The organism is Allosalinactinospora lopnorensis, from assembly GCF_000981225.1.
Classification (GTDB): domain Bacteria; phylum Actinomycetota; class Actinomycetes; order Streptosporangiales; family Streptosporangiaceae; genus Allosalinactinospora; species Allosalinactinospora lopnorensis.
On record NZ_LAJC01000167.1, the window covers coordinates 1 to 2,010 of the forward strand.

At 72.4% G+C, this 2,010-nt stretch carries 1 pseudogene; it reads left to right on the top strand.

The annotated features are described in order from the left end of the window. Positions 1-388: 388 nt before the first annotated feature. Positions 389-2,010, top strand: a pseudogene (locus VS93_RS32315) (HelD family protein); the annotation flags it as partial.

Consider the following 2,010-nt stretch of genomic DNA (forward strand, 5'->3'; position numbering starts at 1 on the left):
TGCCGGACCTGGAGAAAAGGTAAAAGCCCGGAACGCGGCCTTCCCGAGTGCTGACCGAGACCGGAGTTCGTTTCCTTCGGGAACGGTCGTGCCCACCGTGCCCGATCCGGGGCGGCAGGGGCGCCGGTGGTTTGCCGCGCACAGGTGAACGGGGTTAACTTTCTGTTTCGTTTCTGCGGCATCTTTCGTATGCGCTGAGGATCGCAACGAACCGGACGGCTTTCCGGGGCGGGACCCGCGCTGCCGCCTCCACTCCTTTCAGAGTCCGCTGTCCCGCCGAAAGCCGAGGCTGTCCCATCATGCCGAACGCGTGCCGAATTCTGCCGTCGACCCCGAGATCCACTCCGAACGCGCCTTCCTCGCCGAGGCCCGTGCCGCGCTGCGGCGCATGCGCGAGGACGTCCTCGCCACAGAGACGGCGCTGGGCGACGCGGTCGCCGACAAGGTCGCCAATGCGGCGCTGAGGCGGGCCCGCTCCTTGCGCGCCGAGTCCCTGGTCGACTTCTCCGACGTTCCGCTGTTCTTCGGCCGGCTGGACTACCCGCCCGGCGGTGTCTACGAGGCCGCCCCCGGAGAGTCGCCGTCGGCGACCCGCGGCCCAGACGCCGACCACGTCTACATCGGGCGGCGCCACGTGCACGACGGCGAAGGAACACCGCTGGTCATCGACTGGCGCGCGCCCATCTCCGCCGCGTTCTACCGCGCCACCCGCGAGGCACCGGAAGGGGCGCTGCTGCGCCGCCGCTACGGGTTCTCCGGCCCCGCTGCGTACCGCCCTGTGCGTGCAGGGCGCCCCGGGCACCGGCAAGACCGCCGTGGGCCTGCACCGCATCGCCTACCTGCTCTACACCGAACGCGGCCAGCTCAGCCGGGGCGGCGGCGTGGCCATCCTCGGGCCCAACCGCTTGTTTCTGTCCTACATCCGCAACGTGCTGCCCGCGCTCGGCGAGGTCGGGGTGCGCCAGACCACCATCGAGGAGCTGATCAGCCGGGTCGAGGTACGCCGCCGCGCGGATCAAGGGCGACGCCCGGATGGCCCAGGTCATCCGCAACGCCCTATGGGCCCAGGTGCGCCCGCTGGAGGAGACCCTGGTTATCGAGCGCGGCGCCCGCAAGTGGCGGATCCACCCCGGCGAGCTGGCCGAGGCCCTGGCCGAGCTGCGCGACCGGGACATCGCCTACGGGGCGGGACGTGACCTGCTGGCCCAGCGCCTGGCCCACCTGGTGCTGCGCCAGATCGAGGGCTCGGGCGAGGCCTGCGACGCGGGCACCCTTGCCCAACTGCGCCGCAACCGGGGGATCAGCACCGCGGTGCGGCGGATGTGGCCCAAGACCGACCCGGTGCGGCTGGTGCTGGGCCTGCTCACCGACCGCGAGCGGCTGGCCCGCGCCGCCCAGGACATCCTCACCCCCGCCGAGCAGGCCGCGATCCTGCTGCCCACCCGCCCGCGCACCCCCAAGTCGGCCACGTGGTCCAGCGCCGACCCGGCGCTGATCGACGAGGCCGCCGCCCTGATCGAACGCCCCGCCACCATCGGCCACATCGTCGTCGACGAGGCCCAAGACCTCAGCCCGATGCAGGCCCGCGCGATCGCCCGGCGCTGCACCCGCGGCTCGCTCACCGTACTCGGCGACATCGCCCAAGGCACCAACCCCTGGGCGGTCGACGACTGGCCGAGGCTGCTGGCCCACCTCGGCCAGCCCGAGGCCCACCTGGCGGTACTCGACCGCGGCTTCCGGGTGCCCGCCCAGATCATCGACTACGCCGCCCGACTGCTCCCCCAGATCGCCCCCGGCCTGAGCACCCCCACCGGCGTGCGCCAGACGACCGGCGCGCTCACCATCACCGAAACCTCCGCAACGGAGCGCCTCGACGCCCTGACGATGGCCTGCCGGCAGGCGCTGAAGAAGGACGGCTCGGTCGGCCTCATCGCCGCCGACACCGACATCCCCGCCATCCACCAACGGCTGACCGCCGAAGGGCTGGGAACCGCGCTCGTCGGCCAGAGT